The organism is Roseateles sp. P2_H4, assembly GCF_056403315.1.
The window spans coordinates 1-25889 of the sequence record NZ_JBFUFR010000064.1 but is presented as its reverse complement, the minus strand read 5'-3'; the positions used below and the strand labels follow the sequence as shown (position 1 = coordinate 25889).

At 67.5% G+C, this 25889-nt stretch carries 27 protein-coding genes and 1 pseudogene; 13 read left to right on the top strand and 15 right to left on the bottom strand.

Features of this window, described 5'->3' with window-relative positions; translation table 11 throughout:
* Positions 1–2: 2 nt before the first annotated feature.
* The 5 genes from fliJ to fliF all read right to left on the bottom strand — a co-directional run bounded on the left by fliJ (position 3) and on the right by fliF (position 5447).
* The gene (gene fliJ, locus AC1DW3_RS29130; RefSeq protein WP_477937495.1) at positions 3–458 is read right to left on the bottom strand and encodes a flagellar export protein FliJ; all 456 of its coding nucleotides are present in this window, start codon (positions 456–458) and stop codon (positions 3–5) included.
* A gap of 71 nt (positions 459–529) precedes the next feature.
* Entirely contained in the window at positions 530–1957 is a 1428-nt protein-coding gene (gene fliI / locus AC1DW3_RS29125) for a flagellar protein export ATPase FliI (protein ID WP_477937493.1), read from the bottom strand.
* Entirely contained in the window at positions 1954–2733 is a 780-nt protein-coding gene (locus AC1DW3_RS29120; RefSeq protein ID WP_477937491.1) for a FliH/SctL family protein, read from the bottom strand. Before AC1DW3_RS29120 ends, fliI begins: the two co-directional genes overlap by 4 nt.
* A 9-nt stretch (positions 2734–2742) precedes the next feature.
* The gene (gene fliG, locus AC1DW3_RS29115) at positions 2743–3738 is read right to left on the bottom strand and encodes a flagellar motor switch protein FliG (RefSeq protein WP_477937489.1); all 996 of its coding nucleotides are present in this window, start codon (positions 3736–3738) and stop codon (positions 2743–2745) included.
* 14 nt (positions 3739–3752) lie between these two features.
* Complete coding sequence (fliF, locus tag AC1DW3_RS29110; RefSeq protein ID WP_477937487.1) at positions 3753–5447, bottom strand: flagellar basal-body MS-ring/collar protein FliF; 1695 nt, start codon at positions 5445–5447, stop codon at positions 3753–3755.
* A gap of 147 nt (positions 5448–5594) precedes the next feature.
* Here fliF and fliE point away from each other — a divergent pair, with 147 nt between their 5' ends.
* Positions 5595–5921, top strand: a complete 327-nt coding sequence (gene fliE / locus AC1DW3_RS29105) for a flagellar hook-basal body complex protein FliE (RefSeq protein WP_477937485.1) — start codon at positions 5595–5597, stop codon at positions 5919–5921.
* 180 nt (positions 5922–6101) lie between these two features.
* Here fliE and AC1DW3_RS29100 read toward each other — a convergent pair whose 3' ends face one another.
* From AC1DW3_RS29100 to AC1DW3_RS29065, 8 genes are all read right to left on the bottom strand, one after another.
* Entirely contained in the window at positions 6102–6593 is a 492-nt protein-coding gene (locus AC1DW3_RS29100) for a GspH/FimT family pseudopilin (RefSeq protein WP_477937483.1), read from the bottom strand.
* On the bottom strand, positions 6590–7321 hold the full coding sequence (locus AC1DW3_RS29095; RefSeq protein ID WP_477937481.1) for a flagellar brake protein: 732 nt from the start codon (positions 7319–7321) through the stop codon (positions 6590–6592). Before AC1DW3_RS29095 ends, AC1DW3_RS29100 begins: the two co-directional genes overlap by 4 nt.
* Before the next feature lie 245 nt (positions 7322–7566).
* Positions 7567–7866 (bottom strand): flagellar protein FliT, encoded by a 300-nt coding sequence (locus AC1DW3_RS29090; RefSeq protein ID WP_477937479.1) that lies wholly within the window; start codon positions 7864–7866, stop codon positions 7567–7569.
* A gap of 41 nt (positions 7867–7907) precedes the next feature.
* Positions 7908–8345, bottom strand: a complete 438-nt coding sequence (gene fliS / locus AC1DW3_RS29085; protein WP_477937477.1) for a flagellar export chaperone FliS — start codon at positions 8343–8345, stop codon at positions 7908–7910.
* Between the two features lie 127 nt (positions 8346–8472).
* Positions 8473–9873, bottom strand: a complete 1401-nt coding sequence (gene fliD / locus AC1DW3_RS29080) for a flagellar filament capping protein FliD (protein WP_477937476.1) — start codon at positions 9871–9873, stop codon at positions 8473–8475.
* A gap of 145 nt (positions 9874–10018) precedes the next feature.
* Positions 10019–11005, bottom strand: coding sequence for a flagellin N-terminal helical domain-containing protein (locus tag AC1DW3_RS29075; protein ID WP_477937474.1), 987 nt, complete (start codon positions 11003–11005; stop codon positions 10019–10021).
* Between the two features lie 339 nt (positions 11006–11344).
* Positions 11345–12259 carry a flagellin N-terminal helical domain-containing protein gene (locus tag AC1DW3_RS29070; RefSeq protein ID WP_477937472.1) on the bottom strand — a complete coding sequence of 305 codons (915 nt, stop codon included), beginning with the start codon at positions 12257–12259 and terminating at the stop codon, positions 11345–11347.
* Between the two features lie 291 nt (positions 12260–12550).
* Positions 12551–13462 (bottom strand): flagellin N-terminal helical domain-containing protein, encoded by a 912-nt coding sequence (locus AC1DW3_RS29065; RefSeq protein ID WP_477937469.1) that lies wholly within the window; start codon positions 13460–13462, stop codon positions 12551–12553.
* Between the two features lie 511 nt (positions 13463–13973).
* On the opposite strand from AC1DW3_RS29065, the gene AC1DW3_RS29060 reads away from it, so the two are divergent.
* From AC1DW3_RS29060 to AC1DW3_RS29020, 9 genes are all read left to right on the top strand, one after another.
* Positions 13974–14375, top strand: coding sequence for a tetratricopeptide repeat protein (locus tag AC1DW3_RS29060; protein ID WP_477937467.1), 402 nt, complete (start codon positions 13974–13976; stop codon positions 14373–14375).
* A 225-nt stretch (positions 14376–14600) separates the two neighbouring features.
* Positions 14601–14921: a flagellar transcriptional regulator FlhD gene (gene flhD / locus AC1DW3_RS29055; protein ID WP_477937466.1), complete on the top strand. Its 321-nt coding sequence runs from the start codon at positions 14601–14603 to the stop codon at positions 14919–14921.
* Positions 14922–14967: 46 nt separating this feature from the next.
* Positions 14968–15504: a flagellar transcriptional regulator FlhC gene (gene flhC, locus AC1DW3_RS29050; protein ID WP_119043339.1), complete on the top strand. Its 537-nt coding sequence runs from the start codon at positions 14968–14970 to the stop codon at positions 15502–15504.
* A 172-nt stretch (positions 15505–15676) separates the two neighbouring features.
* Positions 15677–16429, top strand: a complete 753-nt coding sequence (locus AC1DW3_RS29045) for a class I SAM-dependent methyltransferase (protein WP_477937463.1) — start codon at positions 15677–15679, stop codon at positions 16427–16429.
* A gap of 89 nt (positions 16430–16518) precedes the next feature.
* Entirely contained in the window at positions 16519–17376 is an 858-nt protein-coding gene (motA, locus tag AC1DW3_RS29040) for a flagellar motor stator protein MotA (RefSeq protein WP_477937461.1), read from the top strand.
* Positions 17377–17379: 3 nt separating this feature from the next.
* Positions 17380–18378: a flagellar motor protein MotB gene (motB, locus tag AC1DW3_RS29035; RefSeq protein WP_477937459.1), complete on the top strand. Its 999-nt coding sequence runs from the start codon at positions 17380–17382 to the stop codon at positions 18376–18378.
* 56 nt (positions 18379–18434) lie between these two features.
* Positions 18435–18827, top strand: a complete 393-nt coding sequence (gene cheY / locus AC1DW3_RS29030) for a chemotaxis response regulator CheY (protein ID WP_056199225.1) — start codon at positions 18435–18437, stop codon at positions 18825–18827.
* A 23-nt stretch (positions 18828–18850) separates the two neighbouring features.
* Positions 18851–19486 (top strand): protein phosphatase CheZ, encoded by a 636-nt coding sequence (locus AC1DW3_RS29025; RefSeq protein ID WP_477937457.1) that lies wholly within the window; start codon positions 18851–18853, stop codon positions 19484–19486.
* A gap of 163 nt (positions 19487–19649) precedes the next feature.
* The gene (locus AC1DW3_RS29020; protein WP_477937455.1) at positions 19650–20228 is read left to right on the top strand and encodes an outer membrane beta-barrel protein; all 579 of its coding nucleotides are present in this window, start codon (positions 19650–19652) and stop codon (positions 20226–20228) included.
* Between the two features lie 3 nt (positions 20229–20231).
* Here the strand turns inward: AC1DW3_RS29020 and AC1DW3_RS29015 are convergent, their stop codons facing one another.
* Entirely contained in the window at positions 20232–20981 is a 750-nt protein-coding gene (locus AC1DW3_RS29015; RefSeq protein ID WP_477937453.1) for a substrate-binding periplasmic protein, read from the bottom strand.
* Positions 20982–20986: 5 nt separating this feature from the next.
* Entirely contained in the window at positions 20987–21748 is a 762-nt protein-coding gene (locus AC1DW3_RS29010) for a substrate-binding periplasmic protein (RefSeq protein ID WP_477937451.1), read from the bottom strand.
* A gap of 170 nt (positions 21749–21918) precedes the next feature.
* On the opposite strand from AC1DW3_RS29010, the gene AC1DW3_RS29005 reads away from it, so the two are divergent.
* The 3 genes and pseudogenes from AC1DW3_RS29005 to AC1DW3_RS28995 form a co-directional block, all read left to right on the top strand.
* A complete protein-coding gene (locus AC1DW3_RS29005; RefSeq protein ID WP_477937449.1) occupies positions 21919–23094 on the top strand; it encodes an EscU/YscU/HrcU family type III secretion system export apparatus switch protein in 1176 nt (391 codons plus the stop codon).
* A 181-nt stretch (positions 23095–23275) separates the two neighbouring features.
* The gene (flhA, locus tag AC1DW3_RS29000) at positions 23276–25366 is read left to right on the top strand and encodes a flagellar biosynthesis protein FlhA (RefSeq protein WP_477937447.1); all 2091 of its coding nucleotides are present in this window, start codon (positions 23276–23278) and stop codon (positions 25364–25366) included.
* A pseudogene (locus tag AC1DW3_RS28995) lies at positions 25363–25889 on the top strand (flagellar biosynthesis protein FlhF); the annotation flags it as partial. The gene flhA and the pseudogene AC1DW3_RS28995, both read left to right, overlap by 4 nt.

Sequence of the window (25889 nt, the reverse complement as noted above, 5' to 3'; positions counted from 1 at the left end):
CCTCAGGCGTGCGCCATGCGGCGCAGATGCGCGCGGGCGGCAAATTCATCGGCGGCGCGCTGTTCGCTGCGCTGGACGATCTTGGCCGCTTCGGCCTGGCGGCGGGCGATCAGCTGGCGCAGGGCGGCGACGCGCAGCTCGGCCTGGCCGAGGGCCTCGCGGGCGCGCTGCTGGCGCTGGTCGGCGTGGTTGGCGACATGGTGCTGCGTGTCCACGGCCTGGTCGATGCGGCGGCCAAAGCTCTGGTAGCAGCCGACGATGTCCATCGTCGTGGCCTGGGCGAAGCTTTGCGTCCAGCGCTGCTGGTAGTCCTGTCGGTAGCCGGCCAGTTCACCATGCTGGGCGCGCGCGGCATGCGCCTGGTTGCTGGCGGCGTGCAGGGCCTGTGCGGCGGCGTCGCGCTCGTTTTCGGCGCGTTCCAGCAGCAGGCCCAGGGTGTCTTTGACGGGTGCACTCATTCAAAACTCCAGCGCAGCGCCCAACCCGCGGTCGGGCGCTCAGTCGATATCGGCGGCCCGGACCCTGAGGTTTAGGCGCCTTGGACCACGGCCTGCAATTGGCTGACGCTGGCGTGAAGAAGTGCCGGGCTGTGCATGTCCTGCTGCAGCAGCCGCGTCATGTCGGCATGCAGGCGAACGGCCAGATCCAGCTCGGGGTCCGCGCCCGGGGCGTAGGCGCCGAGCTGGATGAGGTCGCGGGCCTTGTTGTATTTCGCCAGAAGCTGGCGGAATCGACGCGCGGAATCGACCTGGTTTTGGGGTGCAACACTGGTCATCACCCGGGAAACGGAGCGCTCGATGTCGATGGCCGGGTAGTGGCCGGCCTCGGCGAGCTCGCGTGACAGCACGATGTGACCGTCCAGGATGCCGCGCGCCGCGTCGGCGATCGGGTCCTGGGGGTCGTCGCCCTCGGTCAGCACGGTGTAGAAGGCCGTGATCGAGCCCTCGCCCGGCATGCCGTTGCCGCTGCGCTCCACCAGCTGGGGCAATTTGGCGAAGCAGCTGGGTGGGTAGCCCTTGGTGGCCGGCGGCTCGCCGATGGCCAGCGCGATTTCACGCTGCGCCATCGCATAGCGGGTCAGCGAATCCATCAGCAGCAGCACGTGGCGGCCCTGGTCGCGGAAATGTTCGGCGATCGCCGTGGCGTAGTGCGCCCCCTGCATGCGCATCAGCGGCGGGGCGTCGGCCGGCGCGGCGACGACGACGCTGCGCTGGCGGCCCTCGTCACCGAGGATGTCCTCGATGAATTCCTTGACTTCGCGGCCACGCTCGCCGATCAGGCCGACGACGATGACGTCGGCCTGGGTGTAGCGGGCCATCATGCCCAGCAGCACCGATTTGCCGACGCCGGTGCCGGCGAACAGGCCCAGGCGCTGGCCACGGCCGACGGTCAGCATCGCGTTGATGGCACGCACGCCGGTGTCCAGCGGCGTGCGCACCGGGTCGCGGTCCATCGCATTGATGGGGCGCCGCACCATGGGTTCGTTATGGATGTCGCTCAGCTCGCCGCCGCGGTCCAGCGGGTGGCCGTGGGGGTCGACGACGCGGCCGAGCAGGCCATCGCCCATGGGCAGGTGCAGGCCACGGTCCTCGCCGCGGCGCCAGGGGTGCAGCGGTTGGCCCAGCTGGGGCGCCAGCGGCGGCAGGTGGCGCGGCACGACGGTGGCGCCGCTCGACAGGCCCTGCACCTCGTCGGTGGGCATCAGATAGGCGCGGTCGCCCGAGAAGCCGACGACTTCGGCATTCACCGGCGCTGAGCCGCGGCGCGGGTTGTTGCCGCTGCTGGGCATCTGGATGCGGCAGACCGAACCCATCGGCACCTTGATGCCGGTGGCTTCCAGCACCAGGCCGGCCACGCGCACCAGCTTGCCTTGGGATTCGATGGGCGCGGCGTTGCTGGCCAGCGTCTCGAGATCGGCAAGGTAGCGCGTCCAGCGCTCGGTGCGGGCGGAGGTCATTCCTCGTCGTCCTGCCGGCGGTCTTCCCAGATCGACTGCTGGCCGATGGCCGAGACGGCCTGCTGCCAGCGCGTCGCGATGGTGGCGTCGACGCTGGCGACGTCGGCATCGACCTTGACGCCGCCGCGCGGCACCTCGGGGTCGGGAATGAGCTGGGCCTCGCGGGCCTGCAGCTCGTTGCCAGCGCCCTCCTGCACGAGGGGGTGGTCGTCAGGGTGGACGCGCACGCGCACATGGCGGGCCGACAGCTGCAGGGCCTCGACGGCGTCATGCGCCACGCGAGCGATCAGTTCGGGGCGCTGCTCCAGCTCGCTGCGCACGACCTGGCGCGCCAGCTCGACCGCGATGCGGGCGACCGACGCGGCCATCTCGTCCTCCAGCGCGCGCATCTCGGTGTCGAAGCCGTTCACCAGTCCACCGAGCTGCTTGCTCATCTGCTGGGCAAAGCTCTGCTTGAAGGCGTCCAGCGCGGCCATGCCGTCGCGGTAGCCGTCCTGGTAGCCGCTCTGGCGGGCGGCATGCAGCTGTTCCTGCGCGCTCGGCTCGGGTGGGGGCGGCGGTTCAACAGGGGCGGCGGCAGCGGCCGGTGGCTGGGGCGAGCCGGGGCGCATCGGCGCGAACGGCGAAGGCGCGGTGTTGCCGAGGTTGTCCAGGTTCCAGGCCTTGGCGCCCTGGAGCTCCTCGCCGGGGATGAAGCGGGCATAGCTGCCGCGACGGTCGGTCTCGCGACGGTCGGGTGGCGGGACTTGCCGCGGGGGTTGGCGACCGGTGGCCATGTCGCGACCTTAAACGAATTGGTCGTCGCCGCCGCCGGCGAGCACGATCTGCCCTTCGTCGACGAGGCGGCGCACGATCTTGAGCATTTCCTTCTGCTCGGCCTCGACCTCCGACAGCCGCACCGGGCCACGGGTCTCGAGGTCCTCGCGCAGCGTCTCGGCGGCGCGGGTGGACATGTTGCGGAAGATCTTCTCGCGCAGGTCGGCGCTGGAACCCTTGAGCGCGACGATGAGGCTCTCGCTCTGCACTTCCTTGAGCATGGACTGGATGCCCTTGTCGTCGATCTTGTTCAGGTCGTCGAACGTGAACATGTTGTCCATGATCTTCTGCGCCAGGTCGGAGTCGGCCTCGCGGATGTAGTCCAGCACCGAGGCCTCGACGCTGGAACCCATCATGTTGATGATCTCGGCGGCCGTCTTGGCGCCGCCCAGCGAGCTCTTCTTCATGCGCTCGCCGCCGGCCAGGATCTGGCTCATCACTTCGTTCAGGTCCTTCAGCGCGGTCGGCTGGATGCCGTCCAGCGTGGCGATGCGGATCAGCACTTCGTTGCGGCCGCGCTCGGTGAACATCTTCAGCACGGAGCTGGTCTGGTCGAAGTCCAGGTGGGCCAGGATGGCGGCAATGATCTGCGGGTGCTCGTTGCGCAGCAGCTCGGCCACGCTGGCGGCGTCCATCCACTTCAGGCTCTCGATGGACGACACATCGCTGCCCTGCAGGATGCGGTCCAGCAGCAGGTTGGCCTTGTCCTCGCCCAGGGCCTTGCGCAGCACGGCGCGCACATATTCGTCGGTATCGGTGACCAGGGTGCTCTGGGTTTCGGCGACGGCGTCGAACTTGTCGAGCACGSTCTCGACCTGGGCCCGCTTGATGACCTTGAGCTTGGCGATCTGCTCCCCCAGCGCCTGCACCTCTTTCGGCGACAGATGCTTGAAGACCTCGCTGGCTTCTTCTTCGCCCAGCGACATCAACAGGATTGCAGCGTTCTCTATGCCCTTGTCATCCATGGTTCAGCTCTGAATCAGGCGGCCGTCTCGCCGGCCATCCAGTCGCGCACGATATTGGCGACGGCGACCGGATTGTCGCGGGCCAGGGCGCGGGCGCGGTCGAGTTTCTCGTTGTGCACCGGTGCCTCCAGGCGCGGCATGCCGGCGGCGCCTGGCAGCAGCTCTTCGTCGTCGACGACTTCGTCCACGGTCTCGGGCTTGTCTTCCGGCGGCAGCGGCGCGGCGGCCTTGATGGCGGGGCGGATCATGCCGAAGACGGCGATCAGCGCGATGGCGACGAAGGCCAGCGGCACGATGGCGCTGCGGGCGATGTCCAGCAGCCAGGGCTGCTTCCAGACCGGCACGTCGGCGGGCTCGGTCTTGTCGACGACGAAGGGGGCGCTGATGACCTTGACCGAGTCGCCGCGGTCGGCGCTGAAGCCCATGGCTTCCTTGACGAGGTCGGTCAGGCGGGTGATTTCGTCGGCCGAGACCGGCTGCTGCGTCGTCTTGCCCTTGGCGTCGGTCACCGAGCGGTGGTTGACGACGATGGCCGCATTCAGGCGCTTGACGTTGCCGACCGAGCCGCGCGTGACGCGCACGGTCTTGTCCAGCTCGTAGTTGGTGACCTGCTCGCGGCGGCTGTTGCCGTTGCTTTGCGCCCCCTGGGCGGCCTGCAGCGGGGCGCTGGCGCCGTTGACGGGCGCGGTGGCCGGCACGGGGGGCTGGTTGGTGGCCGCGCCGGGCACGCCGGTGGGCGTGGCGTTGCTGGCGTTGTTGCTCTCGTTGCTCTGGCTGGAGCGCACCGCGGCCTGGGTGTTGGCGCCCTGGTTGGGACGGTATTCCTCGGCGGTGGCCTCGGTCTGCGAGAAATCCACGTCGGCGGTGACGCTGGAGCGCAGGTTGTCGCGGCCGACCACGGGCTCCAGCAATTCGAAGATGCGCTTGTTGAGGCCGGCTTCGACCTGCTGCTTGTAGAGCAGTTGCTGGCTGTCCAGGCCGGTGGCGCTGTCCGCGCCGGTCTGGGAGATCAGGGCGCCGGTCTGGTCCAGCACGCTGACGGCCTTGGGGTGCAGCTCGGGCACGCTGCTGGAAACGAGGTGGACGATGCCGGCGATCTGGGCGCGGTCCAGCGTGCGACCGCCGCGCAGCGTCAGCATGACGCTGGCACTGGGCTTTTGCTGTTCGCGGAAGAAGCCGTTCTGCTGCGGAATGGCCAGGTGCACGCGGGCATCGGCCACGTCGGACATGGCGGTGATGGTGCGCGTCAGTTCGCCTTCGAGGCCGCGCTGGAAGTTCAGGCGTTCGTTGAACTGGGTCTGGCCGATGGAGGACTTGTCCATCAGCTCGAAGCCGACCGCGTTGCCGGTGCCGCCCTTGGGCAAGCCCAGTGCGGCCAGCTTCATGCGCAGTTCGTAGACCTGGGCGGCCGGTACGAGGATGGTGCCGCCGGCTTCATGCTTGTAGGGCACCTGCATGGCCGACAGCTGGCCGATGACGGCGCCGCCGTCCTTGTCGGCCAGGCCGCTGAAGAGGGGGCGGTAGTCGCCCTGGGCCGACCAGAGCGTGATGGCCAGCACGGCGCCGGCCAGGGCCAGCAGACCGACACCCATGGTGAGCTTGCTGCGCATCGGCATGCCGTTCAGGCGCTGCACGAAGTTGGGCTGGGCGTTGATCGGGGTGATCATCACCGGGGCGGTGGCAGCGGGGGCGCTCAGGGCGTTGTCCATCGGGTGGGCGAGTACAGCGGAGGCCGGGGAATCCGGCGATGGCGCAAATTATTCGTGCCGCCACCCTCAAGAAAGCGCCGAAGTGGCCGACTCGGCCCGCGCATCTCCGCCCTTAGTGGCCGTGACTTGCTGCCAAAGTCCTGCCCCATGGACATGAAGCTGCGCCCCTTCGACTTTGCTCAGGCCGCTGCCCGCGCGGGTCTGGCGGTCAATGGCACGCCGCTGGCGCCCAAGCCGGCCGCCACTACGGGTGCCAGCTTCGGCGACGCGATGACGCAGGCGCTCAAGGGCGTCAGCGCCCAGCAGAACGAGGCCGCGCGCATGCAGCGCGAGGTGCAACTGGACAATCCGACCGTCAGCCTCGAAGAGACCATGGTCTCGATGCAGAAGGCGCAGATCGGCTTCCAGGCGACGCTGCAGGTCCGGAACCGGCTGGTATCGGCCTACTCCGAAATCATGAACATGCAGATTTAGTGGCCGGCCTGCGCGGCAGCTGGCACGGGTTGGCCTTTCGGGCCGAGCGCCGGGCCGCTCCCAAGCCGGCCCGCCAGGCGATGTGCTTGCGGCTCAATGCCGCAAGCATCGCCGTCCCTAGGGGGACCGACTGGGCCAGCCGGCGTTCAGCGCGGCAGGACCAGGCGAGGGGCCAACAATTCAGCAGCCGTTGCCCTTGCGGGCGTCCGAACCGCAGATCTGCGGCCGCCCCAGCGGGTTCAGGTCGATGCGCAGCTGCTGGTTGTTGTCGTTGGAGATGCCGATGCGGGTCCAGTCCAGCGCCCGCCCCAGGCCTGCCTGGAAGGTGACGCTCTGGCCCGACTGCAGCAGCGTGCCCTTGTAGTCGCGGTAGTTGATGCTGCCCAGCTCGCAGCGCGGCAGGCCGGTGCTGCAGTCGCAGGCCGCTGCCCGGCTGGTGCCCCAGCACCATTGGGGGCCGCTGCTGAAGCTGACGTAGATGTTGCGGCCCTCGTCCACGCTGAGGGCGCGAGCGCGGCGCAGGTCCAGTTCCAGCAGTTCCGCCACATGACGCAGGCGCTGGCGGGCCAGATAACTCGTGTAGCTCGGCACGGCGGCCGACAGCACGATGGCCAGTACGGCCAGCACGACGACCACCTCGAGGAGCGTGAAACCTCGCAACCCGGGTCTCATGGATCCAGCTTCAGCAGCCGGCGGCGCTTTTGTGTCTGGTCTACATAGACCTGCAGCGAGCGGCCGGCGTTGGCGTCGAGATCGACGAAGGAGCAGCCGAGCTGCTGCATGCCGCTGGCGTCGCCGGCAATCGCGCTGACATGGTGGGGCAGCAGCGCAACGCGCAGGGCGCTGATGCGGTCGAGCTCGAGCACGAGGCCGTCGCTGGTCTGGCCCAGGGGCAGGGGGGAGAAATCCGGCGGCAGTGCCAGGGCCAGGCCACCGATGCTGAGGTCCAGCACGCGCAGCGCGCGGCCCGGCTGCTCTGCGCCCGGCAGCACGACGCGCGGATAGGCGCTGCCGGCCGGTTGCACGCGGAAGGACTGGCGGCGCTGGAAGCGGTAGAGCCGGCTCGGCAGCGCGCTGCGCAGCACGGTGCCCTGCTCGCCGCTGACGAGGACGGGCGCCTCGAGTTCGAACTGCAGCTTGATGGCGCCGAGGTAGGCCACGGCGGTGATCTCGCCGTCGGCCACCAGCGCCTGGCTGATGCCGTCGGGGTCGGTGCCGATCTCCAGGCCGATGACGTCGGCGTCGGTGTCCAGGGCGACGATGCGGCTGGACAGGCTCTGGCCCTGCGGGCCGCTCAGCAACACGCCGGCGGTCTCGCGCTGCAACTGCTGCAGATAGGCCGCGATCTCGGCAGTGGAGGCGACGCGCAGTTCCTCGGAGGTGGTTTCAGGAGCGCTCATGCTGAGATGGTAGCCGCGCGGCTTGGTCTTGCGGGCCGAGCGCCGGGCCGCTCCCTAGCCGGCCCGCCTGACGATGTGCTTGCCGGTCGATCCGGCAAGCATCGCCATCCCCTCGGGGGCTGAGGCCGGACATGGTGAGTCCAGTGGACTCGCCGTGCCTGCCGAAGAGCTGCGGCACTGCCGCAGGGCGGTCTGCAAGACCGATCAGACCCGCCCGCGTTCAGCGAGGCGGGCTGGACGAGGGGTCAATGGACAAGCCTGCTCTTGCCCTTCATCACCTGGTCCAGATCCTCCAGCCACGGCTCGGCCAGGTGGCGGATCTCGGCGTCATTGAGCAGGATGCGCTGCATGATGCGAGTCTTCAGCTGCGAATCGCTCGGGGCCAATTGGGATTGGCTGGCGGCGGACTTGAGCTGCGAGATCAGCAGCACGCAGGCGCCTTCGAGCTTGACGACCTCGTCCCAGTTGCCGGTGCGGGCGGCCGACAGCATGTCGGCGCTGGCTTGTTCGATGGCCTCGTAATAGTTGAGCAGGTCGGAATTCATGGGGGCGTACCGGATAGCGTGAGCAGGGCGGGGCGGGTGAGTCAGGCGGCCTTGGGCGGGCGCACTGCCGGGTTGTCGGCGATGGCCTGCCAGGCGTCGCGCACGGGCGCCAGCAGGCGCTTGCACTCCTCGATCGCGGCGACGTCGCTGTGCAGGTTGGCGTGGGTCAGCCGCATGCACAGATAGGCGTAGAGGTCGCGCAGGTCGTGGGCCAGCGGGTTGGATTCGAGGTTGAGGGCGGCCTTGAGGCCCTCGTCCAGGATGCGTACGCAGCGGCACAGCGAGTTGTTCTTGACCGGCGTGTTGCCGGCCTGGATGGCCGCCAGGGCCAGGTTCATGCCTTCCATGACGCCGTCGAACAGCAGGGCCACGAGGCGGTGCGGGCTGGCGCTGAGGACGTCGGTCTCGACGCCGACCTTGCCGTAGGCAGAGCCGGCGCGGTGAGCTCGGGAAGCAAACGGGGAGGAGGATCCGTACATGAGGGCTCTCTGGGCTGGATACCTTCAAATTTCGGCGCCCGGCCGGGGAACTTGAGGCGGCTTACCCCTGCTGGCGGCGTGAAAAAGGCGCCCTTAGGCGCCTTGTTCGTGAATCCTGCTCGGCGCCTCAGCTGGAGGACGAACTGCCGAACTGTTTGGACACATAGGCCGACAGCGCGCTGAGCTGGCTCATCTTGGTGTCCAGCGCGCTGTACTGGGCGCGCAGGCGCTTTTCCGTCAGCGTCAGCGAGTCTTCCATGCGGTCGATGGTGCTGGTGTTGCTGGCGATGCGTTTTTGCAGGCTGGTCTGGCCGGTGGTGATCGCGCCGTCCGTGCCCAGGATCTTGGTGGCGAAACTGTTCCACTGCAGCGCGAAACCCTGGTTGCGGGTGTTGACGGAGTCGGGGGCGGCGAACAGCTTCTTGAGGTCGGTCAGGTTGGACATGGCCTTGTCGAGCTTGGTCGCGTTGACCGTCAGCGCGCCGTTCTGGCCCGGTTCCAGGCCGATGTCTGACAAGCGGCCGAAGGCGCCCGCCAGTGTCGTCGTGCCGCCGGTGATACCGCGCAGCATCTGCTGCACCGAGACGGCCTTGGTGTCGCCCTGCAGCACGCCGGCAGCCTTGGTGCCGGCGTCGTACTTGGTCTGGTCGCGCATCAGGTTCATCAGCGCGTTGTAGGCATTGGCGAAGTCCGTGATCGCCTTGCGCACGCTGGCCGTGTCGTTCGTGGTGCCGACATTGACGGTGCTGGCCGTCGTCTTGAGCAGCGTCACGCTCATGCCGTCGGACAGGCCGGACAGCGTGTTGCTCTCCGAGCTCAGGTCCAGCCCGTCCCAGTTGAACTGGGCGTTGGAAGCGRCCTGGGCTTGGGTCATGCCGGCGCCGCTGCCGGGGTCGTAGGTCAGATCGGCGAGGGCGGCGTCGGGGCTGGTGATCTGGAAGGCCTGGTTTTCACCGGTGCTGAGGGAGCGGATGACCAGGCGTGTGCCGGCCGCGTCGTTGACGAGGCTGGCGCTGACGCCGGCATTGGCGGCGTTGATCTTGTCGCGGATGCTGGCCAGCGTGTCGGCCGCGCTGATGGTGACGGGCACCGGGGTGCCGGCGCCGGCCGTGAAGACCGGCGGTTCGCCGGCCCAGCGGCCCAGGGCGATGGTCAGGGTGCCGTCGCCGATGGTGCTGCTGCCGCCGGTGAAGATGCGGCTGGCGACCGATTGGGCGGAGGCCAGCTGGCTGACCTTGAGCACATGGTTCTGGCTGCCGGCGCTGGTGGCCGTGACGCTGGCCACCGTCGGGTCGGACACGCTGACCGTGGAGGCATTCCACAGGCTGGCGTCGGAAAGCTTCTGGGCGGCCGTCTGCATGGAAGAGACGGCCGACTGCAACATGCCGTAGGCGGAGATCTTGGTCTGGAGCTTGGCCGAGGCCTGCTTGATGTCATTGATCGGCTGCTGCTCGAGCGACATCAGCTTGGTGACCAAGCTTTCAACGTCGAGACCGCTGCCGATACCTAGTGACGAGATGGTGGCCATATGCCTTTCCTGAGTTCGACCCCTTCGCTAGGGCCTTCGGCATGCCGGGGGCGAACTTTAGGGATTTTTTGCAGCGTTGGCGCTGAAATGAGAAACGCCGGGACTTCCGACACGCGGATCCCGGCGTTGCTGAGCGGCGTCGGCCTCAGCCCTTGAGCAGTTGCAGCACCTGCTGCGGCAGTTGGTTGGCCTGGGCGACCATGGCGTTGCCAGCCTGCTGCAGGATCTGTGCCCGCGACATATTGGACGTTTCCTGGGCGTAGTCGGCATCCATGATGCGCGAGCGGGCCGAGGTCTGGTTCTCGACGGCAACCTGCAGGTTGGAGATCACGGCGTCAAAGCGGTTCTGCGTGGCACCGAAGGTGGAGCGGGCCAGGTTGACCTGGGCGAGCGCGAAGTCCAGGAACTGGACGGCCACCAGCGGGTCGCCTTCGTCGCCGTTCGCACCGGTCAGGGCCGGGGGGGCGCCGGCGGCGGCGAAGTCGACCGCGGCGGTCGGCGGCGGGCCACCGGTGCCGCTGCCGGCGGCACCCAGGATGTTGATCTTGGTGCTGTTGACGGCCGATTCCAGCGCGCCGTCGTTGCCGTTGGGCGTGCCGGTCGTGCCGGGCGTCGTGCCCAGGATGTCGCTCTGCGTGATGACGATCTGGTCATCCACGGTGGCGTTGGCGCCCACCTGGAAGGTGAACGTGGACGTCGCACCGCCCGGAAAGCCGGTCAGGATAGGCGAACCGTTGAAGTTGGTGTTGCGCATCAGGCGTCCGACTTCGGTCTGCAGCTGCGTGAACTCGTTGTTCAGCGCTGCCCGGTCCTGCACGTTGTTGGTGCCGTTGGCAGCCTGCACGGCCAGCTCACGCATGCGTTGCAGCATGTCGCCGACCTTGCCGAGCGAGCCTTCCGCCGTCTGCGCCAGCGAGATGCCGTCATTGGCATTGCGCATCGCGACCGACATGCCACGGACTTGCGTGTTCATGCGTTCGGCGATCGCCAGCCCGGCGGCATCGTCCTTGGCCGAATTGACACGCAGGCCAGAGGACAGGCGTTGCATCGAGACGCTCAGCAGACCTTGGGAACTGTTCAAGTTCCGCTGCGCGTTCATCGATGCGATGTTGGTATTGATCGTCTGGGGCATTTAAGCACTCCTGCAACAGCCCGGTTGATTCCGGTGTCCGCGCCGCAGAAGTCAGCGACGCGATGGAGTGAATTGTGTTGGTGCCCCCCGCGGGCCAAACCCGCGAACAACGGTCAAAACCACGGCCATTAAGGAAGCGTTGGATGAGTCCTCGCGATGCGGTGCGCCCCGGTTTGGGATGAGCTGCAAGGCGCAACGCACAGCCATGGCTTGGGCCATGGCGAGCATTTGCTACGCAGCAGATCGCCCAAAGCGGGGATGCGCCGCGCGTGGGGACTTGTTCAACGCTTCCTGAAGCCTGTGCCGGCGGTGCCCCCACCGCCGGGCTTCAGTCTTCCATCAGCCGCGCAGCAGCGTCAGCACCTGCTGGGGCAGCTGGTTGGCCTGCGAAATCATCGCGGTGCCGGCCTGCTGCAGGATCTGCGCGCGGCTCAGGTTGGCGGTTTCGCTGGCGTAGTCGGCGTCCATGATGCGGCTGCGTGCGGCCGACTGGCTTTCCACCGATACCTGCAGGCTGGAGATGACGGCGTCGAAGCGGTTCTGGGCCGCACCGAAGGTGGAGCGGGCCGTGTTCACCTGGGACAGGGCCTGGTCGATCTTGGCGACCGAGTCCAGCGCACCCTTGGTGCCCGAGCCGGTGTAGATGTCGAAGGTGGCGCCGGTGCCGGCCGCGCCGACCAGCAGGATGTCGGTATTGGCCGTGTTGGCGACCTCGGCCAGGGCGCCCTGGTTGGTGGCAGCGGCGGTGGCGGTATTCAGGATGTCGGCGCCGGTGATCGTGATGGTGTCGTTGGCCGTCGCGTTGGCGCCCACCTGGAAGGTGGTGGCGGCGGAGCCCGTCAGGATCGAGTTGCCGTTGAAGTTGGTGTTGCTGGACAGGCGCGTGATTTCCGACTGCAGCAGCGCGAATTCATTGTTCAGCGCGGTGCGGTCGTCGGTGTTGTTGGTGCCGTTGGCCGACTGCACGGCCAGCTCACGCATGCGCTGCAGCATGTCGCCGATCTTGCCCAGCGCGCCTTCAGCGGTCTGCGCGAAGGAGATGCCGTCGTTGGCGTTGCGGATGGCGACGCTCATGCCGCGCACCTGGGTGTTCATGCGCTCGGCAATGGCGAGGCCGGCGGCGTCGTCCTTGGCCGAGTTGACACGCAGACCCGAAGACAGGCGCTGCATGCTGACCATCAGCGAGCCCTGCGAGGCAGACGTGTTGCGCTGAGCGTTCAGCGAGGCGAGGTTGGTGTTGATGATTGCGGACATGGCGCGTTCCTTTCAGTGCCAATAGGTTGAATCCGAGCCCTGGGCAGTTGGCGCTATCGACCGTGTGGCCTGTCGCGTTGGCTGACGAGCTGGGACCCGTTGAATCCGTTATCGGACCTGGCAGGGGAACGCTTGAGAGTGATCCTTCGGAAAATGGGCCGCTCAATCTACCGAACTGAGGGGTAATTGGCGGCCTTTTAGGGTGCTTGAGCTGGCGGGCTTTGCCCTCGGGGGTCAACGACGACGGTTGTCGCTGCGGAGCTCAGGGCCAGCGTTGATGCTGGCCCGGGATCATCGAAGCAACTGCAGCACTTGCTGCGGTTGCTGGTTGGCTTGGGCGATCATGGCCGTACCAGCTTGCTGCAGGATCTGCGCGCGGCTGAGGTTGGCGGTTTCCATGGCGTAGTCGGCATCCATGATGCGGCTGCGAGCGGCGGACTGGTTCTCGACCGCCGTACCCAGGCTTTCGATCACGGCATCGAAGCGGTTTTGCGCCGCGCCGAAGGTCGAGCGGGCCACGTTGACCTGCGCGATGGCCTGGTCGATCTTGGCGATCGAGTCCAGGGCACCCTTGGTGCCGGAGCCGGTGTACACGTCGAAGGTGGTGCCGGTGCCAGCCACGCCGACGTTGGAGATGTCGGTGTTGGTCGTGTTGGCCACTTCCGCCAGGGCGCCGTCGTTCTTGCCGGCAGCGGTGGTCGTGCCCAGCATGTTCTGGCCACTGATGGTGATGGTGTCGTTGGCCGTGGCATTGGCGCCGACCTGGAAATTGAACGCCGTCGTGTTGGTCAGCACCGCCTGGCCGTTGAAGGTCGTGTTGGTGCTCAGGCGGGTGATTTCGCTCTGCAGCTGCGTGAACTCGTTGTTCAGCGCGGTGCGGTCGTCGGTGTTGTTGGTGCCGTTGGCGGACTGGACGGCCAGTTCACGCATGCGTTGCAGCATGTCGTTGACCTTGCCGAGGGCGCCTTCAGCCGTTTGCGACAGCGAAATGCCGTCGTTGGCATTGCGGATGGCGACATTCATCCCCTTGACTTGGGAATTCATGCGTTCCGCGATGGCCAGGCCGGCGGCGTCGTCACGTGCGGAGTTCACTCGCAGGCCCGAGGACAGGCGCTGCATGGAGGTGGCCAGCGAGCTTTGGGCCGAGCTGGCATTGCGCTGCGCGTTGAGCGACAGCAGATTGGTATTGATGACTGCGGGCATGATGCGCTTCCTTTCAACTAGAGATGACCCGGCAAAGGCGCCGGCGAAGACCCAGGTGCCCGGGTGAGGCACCCGTGCTGCCCACGCAGACCCGCCCTTATTAGTTAGTAGGCAAGCCCTTGTGGCTACGCCCGACGCCAGTCAACCTTTGAAGCGGGTCCATCACCTGGGATCTGGACTTCGCCTCGGCTTTCCGGCCGGACCACGGAACCGTTGCCGGCGCCGTTGCAATGGCTATCGGACTGCCGACCACGTTTCTTGAGGCGCTTTTGTCAAGGGGTGTGATCTTTTGAACAGAGGCATCTGCAAAGCCTTGTTCATCGGATCGGCCGGACGCAGTTTTTTTGAGGTGGAAGGGCCCGGCTTTTCATTGGATCGGCAAAAAGCGGCTTGCCTAAAGTCCGCTCCATCCCGGCCGATACCCCGCGCCGGACTGGAGCCCTCGATGCCCGCCTTGTCCGCCTCGACCCGTCAAAAAGTTGTTCACCTTCCCACCGCCGCTGCCGCTGCGATGTCGGAAGACGCCCTGATGCTGCTGGCCCGCGCCCGCAACGCCGCCTTCGCGGAGGCCGCCCGGGGCAATCTGGGTCAGGGCCTGGGCATCTTGCAGGACGCTCTGCAGGAGGAGCCCACCAGCCACGAGCTGATGGCCGACATGGGCGCGCTGCTGCTCGTCGCCGGCCGCCACGAGCAGGCCGCCGCCTGTGCCGAGCGTGCCCTGAAGATCCGCCCCGACCACGGCCCCAGCCTCTACACGCTGGGCTTCGCGCTGTCCGGCCGCGGCGAGTCCAAGCGGGCCGTCGAGGTGCTGTCTGCCCTGCAGTCCGGCCCCGGCGCCGACAGCCTGCGCGCCGAGGCGCCGGAGCTGGTGCCGGTTGCGATGACGGAATTGCAGCGCCTGCGCCGCGGCTGACGCGACATAGTTCACACCCTCGGGGCCCCGCCGGCGCAAGCTGGCGGGGCCCCGCTGCTTTGGCGCCTGCAGGCCCTGACGTGCCTGTAGGAATTTGGCTGACAAGGGCTTCCTGAAAACGTGACGCGGCGTACCGACGCAGCCTGATATCGCGAAAGAAGAGGGGTCAACACAATCCGTTTCACTGATCCGCAACACCCCTCTACCTCTGAAACGGAAGCCGCCATGAACGCCGACCAAATGCTCGCCGAGATCCGTGAAGCCAACCTGTCCTACCTGATGCTGGCCCAGAGCCTGATCCGCGCCGACCGCGAACAGGCCCTGTACCGCCTGGGCATCAGCGAAGACACGGCCACGCTGATCGGCACGCTGAGCCCGGCCCAGATCATGAAGATTGCTTCCGGCAACACGCTGCTGTGCGCCTTCCGCATGAGCGACGACCTGGTGTGGGGCCTGCTGACCAACCACAGCAAGCCGGGTGCGAACGAAAGCGTGTCCCGACTGCACGCCTCCATCCTGATGGCCGGCCGCCACGAGCACGCCTGATTCGCCGTCCCGACCGCCCACTCAGTCACAGATTCCGGAGCCCACCATGCGCGTCAAGAGCATCCTCACCGAAGCCAAGCAGATCGACCGTGCCGTTCAGCTGATCCACCTCGGTGCCCGCCTGCAGGTGCTGGAATCCGAAACCGACCTGTCCTACGAGCGCCTGCTGCGCCTCTATAAAGAAGTGAGCGGCAAGTCGCCGTCCAAGGGCCAGCTGCCCTTCTCGACCGACTGGTTCATGACCTGGCAGCCCAATATCCACGCCAGCCTCTTCCTGAACATCCACGAGTACCTGAACAAGGCTGCGGCACTGGACGAGATCGACACCGTCATCAAGGCCTACCAGCTCTACCAGGAGCAGACGACGGCCCAGGGCCTGGAAGCCATGCTGTCCGTCACCCGCGCCTGGCGCCTGGTGAAGTTCGTCGACAACGGCATGCTGACGCTGACCAAGTGCTCCAAGTGCAATGGCCAGTTCGTCACCCACCCGCACGAGACGGCCCGCCACTTCGTCTGCGGCCTGTGCAACCCGCCCGCACGTGCCGGCAAGGGCCGCGCGCAAGGCTCCATCCAGATGCACTGATGCCCCTCGCCCGGTCTTGCCGTGCTGCACGCGGGCAATCCCGGTCGGTCCCCCGCGGGGACGGCGATGCTTGCCGGATTGACCGGCAAGCACATCGCCAGAGCGGTCCGGCTAGGGAGCGGCCCGGCGCTCGGCCCGCGGTGAGTCGGTGGGCGTAGACGACACTGTCGCCATGTGGATCACCCGTTGGCCGCTGCCGGCTCTGTTGAGCTGGTTGGCGGCCTGGTTCATTTATGCGGCCGCGCTTTGGGCAGGCCTTGCGCCCGGGCCGGCATTGGCGCTGGGCGCCGCTGTCGCCGCCGGCCTGGGCTGGCTGAATGGCGAGCGCTGGCGCCGCCTCATCGTTGCCCTGGGCTTTCCGGCCTCCGTGCTGGCCCTGGGCTGGCAGGGCGGGGCCTCGGGCCTGCTGTGGCTGGCGCCGCTGGCGCTGCTGTGGTGGCTCTACCCGCGCCGCACCTGGTCCGAGGCGCCGCTGTTCCCGACGCCGCGCGGGGCGCTGGATCGGCTCCCGGCCCTGGCGCCGCTGCCAGCTGGCGCCCGTGTGCTCGACGCCGGCTGCGGTGTCGGTGACGGCCTGCGTGAACTGGTTCACATCTACCCCGAGGCGCACGTCGAAGGCGTCGAATGGAGCCGCCCGCTGGCCCTGCTGGCGCGCTGGCGGGTGCGTCGTGCCGTCGTGCGCCAGGGCGACCTGTGGGCGGACGACTGGGCGCCGTTTGCGCTGATCTATGTCTTCCAGCGGCCCGAGTCCATGCCCCGCGTCTGGGCCAAGGCCTGCGCCGAGCTGGCGCCGGGGGCCTGGCTGGTCAGCCTGGACTTTGCCGTGCCCGAGGTGGCACCCGTCGCCAGCTGGCAGCTGCCGGGCGGTCAGCCGGTGTGGCTGTATGCAACGGTAGGGAAAGCTGCATCAAAGCGTCCCAATTGAAGTTACTGCCCCGGCGCACGCGCGGCATACTCGCTCAAGCCCCCCGGCTACGGGCCGATATGGCCTGAACACCCCCAACTCGACCGCGCATGTTCGTCATCATCGGCTGGGCCATCTCCATGGTCTGCATCTTCGGCGTCTTCATCGCCCACGGCGGGAACATTGGCGTCATCCTGCACGCCTTGCCCTTCGAGATGATCACCATCTTCGGTGCCGCCATAGGTGCCTTCCTGGCCAACAACCAGATGAAGGTGGTCAAGGCGACGGCGGCCGGCCTGGGGCTGTGCTTCAAGGGCAGCAAATACAGCAAGGCCCGCTACATGGAGCTGCTGGCGCTGATGTATGACATCCTGCAGAAGGCGCGCAAGGAAGGCCTGATGTCCATTGAAAAGGACGTCGAAGACCCGCACAGCTCGCCGCTGTTCCAGAAATACACGACGGTGGGCAATGACCACCACGTCACCGAATTCATCACCGACTACCTGCGCATGATGGTGTCGGGCAACCTGAACGCCCACGAGATCGAATCGCTGATGGACAGCGAGATCGAGACCCACCACCAGGAAGAGCACGCCGCCGTGGCCGCGCTGCAGCGCCTGGCGGGCGGCCTGCCGGCTTTCGGCATCGTGGCCGCCGTGCTGGGCGTCGTGAACACCATGGGCTCGGTCGGCCAGCCGCCGGCGGTGCTGGGCGGCATGATCGGCTCGGCCCTGGTCGGTACCTTCCTGGGCATCCKGCTGGCCTACGGCTTTGCCGAGCCGCTGGCCGGCCTGCTGGAGCAGAAGGTCGAGGACGGCGGCAAGGAATTCCAGTGCATCAAGACCACGCTTTTGGCCAGCATGCAGGGCTATGCGCCCCAGGTGGCCATCGAGTTCGGCCGCAAGGTGCTGTTCTCCGGTGACCGCCCGAGCTTCACCGAGCTCGAAGGCCACGTGAAGAAGAAGTAGCTCATGGCCGGCGACGCCAAGAAGCTCCAGCCCATCATCATCAAGAAGGTGAAGAAGGGCGGCCATACCGCTCACGGCGGAGCCTGGAAGATCGCGTATGCGGACTTCGTCACGGCCATGATGGCCTTCTTCCTCTTGATGTGGCTGCTTGGCTCCACCACCGAGGGCGACAAGAAGGGCATCGCCGACTTCTTCCAGTCGCCGCTGAAGATCTCGATGGCCGGCGGCTCGGGCTCGGGCGATTCATCCAGCGTCGTGAAGGGCGGCGGCAAGGACTTGTCGCGCGAAACCGGCCAGGTCAAGGAAGGCGACAGCGCCGCCAAGCGTGCCAGCTACACGCTGCGCGCGCTGAAGGAAGAACAGCGCAAGGCCGAGAAGGCGCGGCTGGAGCAGCTCAAGACCAAGGTCGAGGACGTGCTCGCCGAGAACCCGAAGCTGGCCGCGCTCGGCGGCCAGATCCGCCTGGACATGACCAAGGAAGGCCTGCGCATCCAGATCGTCGACGAGGGCAACCGGCCGATGTTCGACAGCGGCAGCGCCATCGTGAAACCCTATATGCGCGAACTGCTGCGCGAGCTCGGCAGCGTGCTGACCGAGGTGCCCAACCGCCTGACCGTCGAGGGCCATACCGACGCCCAGGCCTTCCCCGGTGGCGACAAGGGCTACAGCAACTGGGAGTTGTCGGCCGACCGGGCCAACGCGTCCCGGCGCGAGCTGGTCGCCGGCGGCCTGTCGGAGGCCCGCATGTTGCGCGTGCAGGGCCTGGCAGCCAGCAAGCTGCTGGACGCCAAGGACCCCAACGGCGCCCTGAACCGGCGCATCAGCATCATCGTCATGAACCGCGATGCCGAGGACGCCGTGCTGAAGAACCTGCCCGACGAGCCCGACGCCGATGCAGCGGCGCCGCAGGCCGGGTCTGCGCCGGTGTCGGCAAGTGGCGTCACGCAAGTGCCAGGGACCGGCAAAATGCCGCAAACTCAAGCGTCGGCGCCGGCTCGCTAGAAACTAGACTGCGGGCTGACCCTGAAATACTGCCCCGCCCCAGAGAGAGGATCGCCATGAGCACTGACATGAAATTCCTGGTCGTTGACGACTTCTCCACCATGCGCCGCATCGTGCGTGGCCTGCTCAAGGAGATCGGCTACAACAACTGCGAAGAAGCAGAAGACGGCGTCGAAGCGCTGAACATGCTCAAGGGCGCCAAGTTCGACTTCGTCGTCAGCGACATCAACATGCCCAATATGACGGGCTTCGAGTTGCTCAAGGCCATCAAGGAAGACCCCAACCTCAAGCACCTGCCGGTGCTGATGGTCACCGCCGAAGCGCGCAAGGAAGACATCGTGCTGGCCGCCCAGTCGGGCGCCGCGGGCTACATCGTCAAGCCTTTCACGAAGGCGACGCTGGAAGAAAAAGTCCTGAAGATCATGCAGAAGCTGGCCGCCGCGGCCTGACAACAAACAACAAGGGGACTGCCATGTCGATGGAACAGTTGGACAAGCTGGCCGGAAGTGCCGAGCCCTTGCTCGTCTCCCCCGAGGTCTTTCAGCAACTCGGCACGATCACCCGCACGCTGCATGACACCATGCAGCGCCTGGGGGTCATGCCCAAGCTGCAGGTGGCCACCGACGGCCTGCCCGACGCGCGCAGCCGCCTGAGCTACATCGCCGAAAAGACCGCCGCCGCCGCCGAGAAGGTGCTGAACTCCGTCGACCAGGCCAAGGCCGAGCACGCCGGCATCAGCAGCGCCACCAAGGAGCTGGCTGCCGCCATCGTGGCCGATCCGGTCCGCGCGGTCGCCAGCGGTGCCGTGATGAACTTCGTCAAGGACGTCGAGAACCGCACCGCGAGCATCGACAACCACCTGACCGACATCATGCTGGCCCAGGACTTCCATGACCTGACCGGTCAGGTTGTCGCCAAGGTCGTCAAGCTCGCCAACGACCTGGAGGACAGCCTCGTCAAGCTGCTGGTGCAGGTCGTGCCGCCCGAGCAGCGCGAAAAGGTCGACCCCACCATCCTGCAAGGCCCGGTGGTCAATGCCGAAGGCCGCACCGACGTCGTCACCAACCAGGGCGAGGTCGACGACCTGCTGGCCAGCCTCGGCTTCTGAAGCGCCTCGCGCGCCCGGTATCCAGCCCGCCAAGCCCGCCTTTTCAGGCGGGCTTTTTGTTGTCCCTGAATGTGGCGATGTCCATCCCTCGAGGGCCGGCCGGCGTCTGTTAAAAACGCCGCCGCGCCCATCGATGGCGACGTTAACAAATCAGGGAGATCAGATGATTCGATTCAAGCCGGCGGCCACCGCCCTGGCCGCCGCTGCCTTGGCCACCGCCTTGCCGCTGGCCCAGGCCCAATCGAGCGCGACGGACTCGCGCATCGGCTGGTATGGCGATCTGGCGGTCGGTGGCAGCCACTATGAGTCCGAGCCCGGCTTCATCACCTGCCGTTGCCGCAAGGGCAGCGCCACGGCCATGAAGATCGGTGCCGGCTACCGCTTCGGCGTCTCCGCCGTCGAGGCCTGGTATATGGACTTCGGCAAGGCCAAATTCGACGCCGACTTTCATGGGCCCGCCACTTCGGCGCATTTCCGCGCCGTGGTGCTGGGCGGCGCCTGGGCCGTGCGCTGGGGGCCCTACGTCGAGGCCACCTGGCGTGTCGGTGCGGCCTTCACCAATGCGGCCACCGACCGCGGCTCCCAGCATGACGCGCGGCCCACGCTGGGCTTCTCCATCGGCTGGCGCACCACCGAAACCGCGACGCTGGAATTGGGCCTCGACTATCTGCGCGCCACCGATGCCAGCGGCGCCCGCACGGAGGCCGTGCCCATCATGCTGGGCTTCCGCCAGCGGTTCTGAGTTTCAGTCGGCCTGAGCCTCGGGCACCAGTTCACGGACGGCCTGGTTGAGCCTGTCCAGGGTCTGCGGGCTGACGCGCAAGGAGCAGGCCAGGTAGCGTGGTTCGCCGGGCGGCATGTCGGCGAACTCGATGCGCACCAGGCCCAGGCCGGCGAAGCTGGCGTCCTGGCGCAGCCAGGCGAGGTCCTCTTCGTCGATCAGCATGTAGTCCACATGCCGCGCGCCGACCATGCGCGCCAGCTGCAGCGGTGTCTTCTGGGCGCGGATGGCGGGCCGCGTCGTCGTCGTCAGTGCCCGGTCCAGCCGCTGGCCGTATGACACGCCGTCCACCAGGCCGGCCTGCAGGCTGCGGTCGGCGAACAGCTGCGTGACGCCGGGCATGGCGGCGATGCGGCCTGCCGTGCCTGCATGGGTCAGCACGACATGGGGGCGGCTGCGGTGGATGGGCAGCGAAAAGCGCAGCCAGGCCTCACGTTCGGCAAGCCGAAACAGGCCGAGGGAGCACAGCGCCTCCTGGTTGTCCTGCAGCTTGCGCATCGTGCGCCGTGCCGGCATCTCGGCAAAGCTGGCCTGGATGCCGGCGTGCTCGAACAGCCGCGCCGCGCGCTCCAGCAGGAAGCCGGCCGGCTTGCCGGCGACGGTGTAGCTGTAGGGCGGCTTGTCGCGGTATTCAACGGCGACGGCGGGCTGGGCCGCCACCGGCAGCCAGGCCGCAGCGAGCAGGCAGGCGAGCAGGGCCGGCGTGCTCACCATGCGGGTCAGTCGGCAAGCGCCTCGGGTTGCAGTTCGCGGATGGCCTGATTGAGCTTGTCCACGGTCTGCGGCGTGACCTGCATCGAGCAGGCCAGGTAGCGCAGCTCACCGCGCGGCATGTCGGCGAACTCGATGCGCACCAGCGGCAGTGGCGCGAACTCGGGGTCCTTGCGCAGCCAGTTCAGGTCCTCCTCGTCGATCAGCATGTAGTCGACGCGCCGCATGCCCACCATGCGCGCCAGCTGCAGCGGCGCCAGCTGGGCGCGCAGCGGCGGCCGGGCGGCGGTGGCGAGGAATTGGTCCAGTTGCTGGCCGTAGGAGACGCCGTCCATGACGCCGGGCTGCAGCGAGGCCTCGGCAAACAGCTGGGCGATGCGCGGGATGGCGCGGATCTGCGCGACGACGCTGGCATGGGCCAGCACCACATGCGGCCGGTCGCGGTGAATGGGCAGGGTGAAGCGGGCGAAGGCTTCGCGCTCGGGGTTCTTGTACAGGCCGGGCGAGCACAGCGCCGCCTGGTTGGACTGAAGATGCTGCAAGGTGCGCCGGATCGGCACCTCGGCATAGCGGGCCTCGATGCCGGCGCGCTTGAGCAGCTTGACGGTCTTCTCCATCAGGAAGCCGGCCGGCTTGCCGTCCACCGTGTGGCTGTAGGGCGGCTTGTCGCGGTATTCGATGGCCAGCGGCTGGAACTGGACCTGGGCCAGGGCCGTGCCGGTGGCGCAGGACATGGCCGTCAGGGCGAGCAGGCGGGCAAGGCGATGCATGGCCAGCAGATTAACGCCGGGCGCCGCCGCTCGGCCACCTGGGAGCGGCAATCCTGCACACCCTGAGGCGCGCGGTGGCGCAGGGCTGGGAATGGGGGCCAAGCACCCCGCTTTTCTCGCTCAAGTTTTGGTGGCTGCCTCGAACAATCCGGTTCAGCTGCAGTACCACCATGGCCGACCAAGACTCCCAGGATCGCAATCTACCCGCCTCGCCCAAGAAGATCGAAAGATCGCGGGCCGAGGGCCAACTGCCGCGCTCCCGCGACCTGCCGCATTTCGCGATGATGGTCGCCGGCGGTGCTGCGCTGGCCGCGGGCGGTCCGCAGATCGTCGAGAAGCTGCGCCAGACCCTGATCACCGGCCTGCACTTCGACGCCCGCCTGCTGGCGCAGAAGGGTTTCATGGGCGAGCGCCTGGCCGAGATGACGCTGGCCTTCGCCGCCGTCGCCGGCCCGATCGCGGCGCTGCTGATGGTCGTCGGCATTGCCAGCAACCTGGCCAGCGGTGGCTGGAACTGGACGATGAAGCCGCTGGCGCCCAAGTTCAGCCATCTCAACCCGCTCGCCGGCCTCGGCCGCCTGTTCACCGGCCAGGGCTTCGGCTCGGCGCTGAAGGCGGTGCTGCTCGCGCTGGTGCTGGGCATCGTCGGCGCCATGGTGCTGAGGGATCGACTGTCGGCCTATGTCGGCATCATGTCGGTGCCGCTGCCGTCGGCCCTGGCCTATGCCGGCCAGCAGCTGATGGGCGGCCTGGGTCTGCTGGCCGTGGCGCTGGCGGTGTTCGCCGCCATCGACGTGCCGCTGCAGCGCCAGCTGTGGCTGCGCCGCATGCGCATGAGCCGCGAAGAGATCAAGCAGGAAATGAAGGAGGTTGAAGGCAACCTCGAGATCAAGGCCAAGGTGCGCGCCAAGATGCGCGAGATGGCCAAGCGCCGCATGCTGGCCGCCGTGCCGCAGGCCGACCTGGTCGTCATGAACCCGACCCACTATGCCGTCGCGCTGAAGTACGAGGAAGGCAAGATGGCCGCGCCCAAGGTCATCGCCAAGGGCGCCGACCTGCTGGCCATGAAGATCCGCGACCTGGCCAAGGAAAGCAAGGTGCCGGTGCTGCAGCAGCCGGTGCTGGCCCGCGCCCTCTACGCCCACGCCAAGGTCGACCACGAGATCCCCGCCGCGCTGTTCGGCGCCGTGGCCCAGGTGCTGGCCTATGTCTACCAGCTGCGCGCCGCCCTGGCTTCGCGCAACGTGGCCCGCCCGGATGTGCCGCATCCGCATGTGCCGCCCGAGCTCGACCCGCACAACAAGCCGGGCTGGGCGCCCGACCCCGAGGAAGACTTCACGGAGTGAGCGCCGTGAGGCGCTTGGGGCAAGAACAGCCCTGTTTTTCCGCCGTTTCTCCGGCTCAAGTTTTCAGACCCGCCCAGAACAATCACTTCCCAGGTGACCTGGGCCCATGGCCATTGCGCTCCGTGCGCCAGATCACGAACACATCGATTCACGCCTCCTTACCGCTGGCCCAGGCCGATTCATGAACCCCTTGATCCAGAAGCTGCAAGGCCTGCTCGGCCCGCGTGCCGGCGTCATCGCGGCGCTGGGCGCGCCCATCGCCATCCTGCTGGTGCTGTCGATGATGGTGCTGCCGCTGCCGCCCTTCGCGCTGGACCTGCTGTTCACCTTCAACATCGCCATGGCCGTCATGGTCATGATGGTGGCGGCCCACATGGTGAGGCCGCTGGACTTCGCGGCCTTCCCGACCGTGCTGCTGCTGACGACGCTGATGCGCCTGTCGCTGAACGTCGCGTCCACGCGCGTGGTGCTGCTGGAAGGCCATACCGGCACGGGCGCCGCCGGCAAGGTCATCGAATCCTTCGGCCATTTCCTGATCGGCGGCAACTTCGCCGTCGGCCTGATCGTCTTTGCCATCCTCGTCGTCATCAACTTCATCGTCGTGACCAAGGGTGCGGAACGGATCGCGGAAGTTGGCGCGCGCTTCACCCTGGACGCGATGCCCGGCAAGCAGATGGCCGTGGACGCCGACCTGAACGCCGGCCTCATCAACGAAGCCGAAGCCAAGCGCCGCCGCGTGGAACTCTCCGACGAGGCCGACTTCTTCGGCTCCATGGACGGTGCCAGCAAGTTCGTGCGCGGCGACGCCGTCGCCGGCATGCTGATCCTGGCCATCAACATCGTTGGCGGCTTCATCATCGGCGTGGCCCAGCATGGCCTGTCCGCCGGCCAGGCCGCCGACAGCTACATCCTGCTGGCCGTCGGTGACGCGCTGGTGGCCCAGGTGCCGGCCCTGCTGATCTCGGTCGCTGCCGCCATGGTGGTGTCGCGCGTGGGCACGGACAAGGACATCGGCAGCCAGATCGGCAAGCAGGTGTTCGGTTCGGCCAAGTCGCTGGCCATCACGGCCGGCGTCATCGGCGCCCTGGGCCTGATCCCGGGCATGCCGCATGTCGTCTTCCTGCTGATCGCCGCCGGCATGGGCTATCTGGCCTACTGGCTGCGCAACAAGGAGCAGCAGCTCGAAGCCGCCAAGGCCGTCAAGCCCATCATGCCCAGCAGCGAAGGCGCCGGCGAGGCCAGCTGGGAAGACCTGGTGCCGGTCGACACCCTGGGCCTGGAAGTCGGCTACCGCCTCATCACGCTGGTCGACAAGAGCAAGGAAGGCGATCTGCTGTCGCGCATCAAGGGCGTGCGCCGCAAGTTCGCGCAGGAAGTCGGCTTCCTGCCGCCGCCCGTGCACATCCGCGACAACCTCGAGCTGCGCCCCAGCCAGTACCGCATCTCGCTGCGCGGCGCCGTCGTCGGCGAGGCCGAGGCCTACCCGGGCATGTGGCTGGCCATCAACCCAGGCCACGCGACGCAGAAGCTCATCGGCACCCCGACCACCGACCCCGCCTTCGGCCTGCCGGCGACCTGGATCGAGGAACGCCAGAAGGAGATGGCCCAAATGAGCGGGTTTACGGTCGTTGATTGCTCGACCGTGGTGGCCACCCACCTTTCACACTTGATGCAAGTGCACGCGGCCAAGTTGTTGGGCCGCGTGGAGACGCAAGCCCTGGTGGAACACCTCACCAAGCAGGCGCCCCAATTGATCGAAGACGTGATTCCCAAGATGGTCAGCATCGCCACCCTGCAACGCGTTCTCCAGCTGCTGCTGGAGGAGGGCGTGCACGTCCGCGACATGCGCTCCATCGTCGAATGCCTGGCCGAGAACGCGGCCGCCGTCACCGACCCGGTCGAGCTGGCCCGCCGCATCCGCACCCACCTCGCGCCGGCCATCGTGCAGCAGATCTACGGCTCCACCAAGGAGCTGGACGTCATTGCGCTCGAGCCCGAGCTGGAGCGCCTCGTCACCCAGGCCCTCAATTCGCCGCATGGCGCGGCCCTGGACCCGGGCGTGGCCGACACGCTGGCGCGCAGCGCCGCCGAGAACGCCCAGAAGCAGGAAGACCGCGGTGTGCCCGCCACGCTGCTGGTGCCCGACCTGATCCGCGCGCCCATGGCCCGCCTGCTCAAGCGCGCCGCGCCCCGACTCAAGGTGCTCGGCCACAGCGAGATTCCTGAGACCCACACCATCCGCATCGGCTCCATCATCGGAGGCACAGCATGAACGTCCGCAAATTCACCGCCCGCACCTCGCGCGAGGCTCTCGCGCTCGTCAAGCAGGCTTTTGGAGCCGACGCCGTCGTGCTGTCCAACAAGAACGTGCCGGAAGGCGTCGAAGTGTTGGCGATGGCGCCGGAAGGCATGGGCCAGATCGAGCAGATGGCTCACAGCGCGCCGCGCAGCCAGGCCCGCCCGCAGATCGCGCCGCCGCCCACGCATCCCGCACAAGGCCCGGCCCGCGCCAATTTCGCCGACCGCGCCCGCATGGAGCCCAGCTTTGGCGCGCCCGAGGTGCAAGGCGACGTCGAGCAGTTGGCCATGAGCACGCTGAGCTTCCAGGACTATGTGCGCGAGCGCGTRCTGCGCCGCCGCCAGGCCGAGATSAGCGGCCAGCCCGACCCCATCGCCGCCGTTCCGCGCATCGCCCCGCCGCCGACGCAACCGGCCGCCGTCTCCATTGACGCCGCCCGCCTGCAGCGCGAACGCCGCGCCGCCGAGGCCATGGCCGCGCTGGCGCCCAAGCGCGC

Coding starts and splice junctions, on each gene's coding strand:
- AC1DW3_RS29120 (WP_477937491.1), bottom strand. CDS start 2,733: ATGGCCACCGGTCGCCAACCCCCGCGGCAAGTCCCGCCACCCGACCGT.
- AC1DW3_RS29095 (WP_477937481.1), bottom strand. CDS start 7,321: ATGAGCGCTCCTGAAACCACCTCCGAGGAACTGCGCGTCGCCTCCACT.
- fliF (WP_477937487.1), bottom strand. CDS start 5,447: ATGGACAACGCCCTGAGCGCCCCCGCTGCCACCGCCCCGGTGATGATC.
- AC1DW3_RS29010 (WP_477937451.1), bottom strand. CDS start 21,748: ATGCATCGCCTTGCCCGCCTGCTCGCCCTGACGGCCATGTCCTGCGCC.
- AC1DW3_RS29005 (WP_477937449.1), top strand. CDS start 21,919: ATGGCCGACCAAGACTCCCAGGATCGCAATCTACCCGCCTCGCCCAAG.
- AC1DW3_RS29060 (WP_477937467.1), top strand. CDS start 13,974: ATGTCGGAAGACGCCCTGATGCTGCTGGCCCGCGCCCGCAACGCCGCC.
- motB (WP_477937459.1), top strand. CDS start 17,380: ATGGCCGGCGACGCCAAGAAGCTCCAGCCCATCATCATCAAGAAGGTG.
- AC1DW3_RS29025 (WP_477937457.1), top strand. CDS start 18,851: ATGTCGATGGAACAGTTGGACAAGCTGGCCGGAAGTGCCGAGCCCTTG.
- flhD (WP_477937466.1), top strand. CDS start 14,601: ATGAACGCCGACCAAATGCTCGCCGAGATCCGTGAAGCCAACCTGTCC.
- AC1DW3_RS29090 (WP_477937479.1), bottom strand. CDS start 7,866: ATGAATTCCGACCTGCTCAACTATTACGAGGCCATCGAACAAGCCAGC.
- flhC (WP_119043339.1), top strand. CDS start 14,968: ATGCGCGTCAAGAGCATCCTCACCGAAGCCAAGCAGATCGACCGTGCC.
- cheY (WP_056199225.1), top strand. CDS start 18,435: ATGAGCACTGACATGAAATTCCTGGTCGTTGACGACTTCTCCACCATG.
- fliE (WP_477937485.1), top strand. CDS start 5,595: ATGGACATGAAGCTGCGCCCCTTCGACTTTGCTCAGGCCGCTGCCCGC.
- AC1DW3_RS29070 (WP_477937472.1), bottom strand. CDS start 12,259: ATGTCCGCAATCATCAACACCAACCTCGCCTCGCTGAACGCTCAGCGC.
- flhA (WP_477937447.1), top strand. CDS start 23,276: ATGAACCCCTTGATCCAGAAGCTGCAAGGCCTGCTCGGCCCGCGTGCC.
- AC1DW3_RS29045 (WP_477937463.1), top strand. CDS start 15,677: ATGTGGATCACCCGTTGGCCGCTGCCGGCTCTGTTGAGCTGGTTGGCG.
- fliI (WP_477937493.1), bottom strand. CDS start 1,957: ATGACCTCCGCCCGCACCGAGCGCTGGACGCGCTACCTTGCCGATCTC.
- AC1DW3_RS29100 (WP_477937483.1), bottom strand. CDS start 6,593: ATGAGACCCGGGTTGCGAGGTTTCACGCTCCTCGAGGTGGTCGTCGTG.
- AC1DW3_RS29015 (WP_477937453.1), bottom strand. CDS start 20,981: ATGGTGAGCACGCCGGCCCTGCTCGCCTGCCTGCTCGCTGCGGCCTGG.
- AC1DW3_RS29020 (WP_477937455.1), top strand. CDS start 19,650: ATGATTCGATTCAAGCCGGCGGCCACCGCCCTGGCCGCCGCTGCCTTG.
- AC1DW3_RS29075 (WP_477937474.1), bottom strand. CDS start 11,005: ATGCCCCAGACGATCAATACCAACATCGCATCGATGAACGCGCAGCGG.
- fliS (WP_477937477.1), bottom strand. CDS start 8,345: ATGTACGGATCCTCCTCCCCGTTTGCTTCCCGAGCTCACCGCGCCGGC.
- AC1DW3_RS29065 (WP_477937469.1), bottom strand. CDS start 13,462: ATGCCCGCAGTCATCAATACCAATCTGCTGTCGCTCAACGCGCAGCGC.
- fliJ (WP_477937495.1), bottom strand. CDS start 458: ATGAGTGCACCCGTCAAAGACACCCTGGGCCTGCTGCTGGAACGCGCC.